We start from the raw sequence: 1,229 nt of genomic DNA, 5'->3' as shown, positions 1-1,229 counted from the left end.
AGGGTCGCGGGGTCGTCCCGTCCGGCGATGACGAGGGTGGGGGTCTTGATGGCGGCCAGGGCGTCGCGCAGGTCGTAGGCGGCCAGCGCGTCGCAGCAGGCGGCGTACCCGGCCGGGTCGGTGGCGGCCAGGTCGTCCAGCAGCGCCTGGTCGGCCGGGCCGGCGAACCACCGTGCGGCCGTGGTCGCCAGCAGCGGCGCGGTGCCCTGCGCTCGTACGAGCTCGGCCCGGTCCCGCCACGCCTGCGGCTCGCCGAAGCGGGCGGAGGAGCAGACCATGGCGAGCGACCGCACCCGCCCGGGGTGGCGGACCGCCAGGGTGGCGCCGATGGCACCGCCGATGGAGACGCCCGCGTAGTGGAACCCGTCCATGCCGTACGCGTCGGCCAGCTCCAGCACCAGGCTCGCCAGGTCGTCTACGGTCCGCACCTCTGACGGTCCGGAGCCGCCGTGTCCCGGCAGGTCGAACCTGAGAACGCGGAACGTCCGCGCCAGCGTCGCGACCTGCGGCTCCCACACCCGCATGGTGGTGCCGAGCGACGGTCCGAGGATGAGCGGCTGCCCACTCTCCGGGCCGACCAACCGGTGCTGCGTCATCGTCATCCTTCTCCTCCACCGCCCAGCCGACCCGGCCGCGGTACCAACGTCATTCCTTCTGCTGCACCGCCCGGTGGACCCGGGTGCCGTGCCAACGTCGTTTCCTCTCCCCCACCGCCCGGCCGGTGCTGTGGCAACGTCATTCCTTCTCCCTCAGCGCCCTGTCGACGAGGGCGGCGGCTGAGCCGGTCGGACCGGGGCGGGTCAGGTTGGCCAGCATGCGATCGGGGTGTACCCGCAGGTCGGCGGTCAGCTCGGCGGCGTCGCGGGCGGCTCCGGCGACCAGGCGGAGCGCTTCGCGCAGTGGCTGCCACTCGGCGTGCCAGGCCCCGGGCGGCCGCTCGTCCTCCGCGGCGAGCGAGCCGTAGAGGATCGCGGCGAGCGCGGGCACCTGGCGGGCCGCGGCGGCGATCATCGTGGCTCTGACGGGGTTGTGCTTGTGCGGCATGGACGACGAGCCGCCGCCGACCCCCTCAGACACCTCCCCGATCTCGGTACGCGACAGAACCAGCACGTCAGCCCCCAGTTTGCCCAGCGCCCCCGCCGTGAACGCCAGCGCCCCGGCCAGGTCGGCGACAGGCGTCCGCACCACATGCCACGGCAGCAGGGGCTCAGCCAACCCCACCTCAACCG

2 protein-coding genes are annotated in these 1,229 nt (G+C 74.1%); both read right to left on the bottom strand.

Going from position 1 to position 1,229, the window contains the following annotated elements; all coding sequences use genetic code 11:
• The coding region (locus tag ITP53_RS55380) for an alpha/beta fold hydrolase (RefSeq protein ID WP_236052257.1) at positions 1–602 on the bottom strand (602 nt) is incomplete at its 3' end.
• Between the two features lie 133 nt (positions 603–735).
• On the bottom strand, positions 736–1,229 hold a 494-nt coding region (locus ITP53_RS55375), incomplete at its 5' end, for a lyase family protein (protein WP_268961520.1).

The organism is Nonomuraea cypriaca, from assembly GCF_015645445.1.
GTDB lineage: Bacteria > Actinomycetota > Actinomycetes > Streptosporangiales > Streptosporangiaceae > Nonomuraea > Nonomuraea cypriaca.
This window is presented reverse-complemented; position numbering and strand designations above follow the sequence as displayed.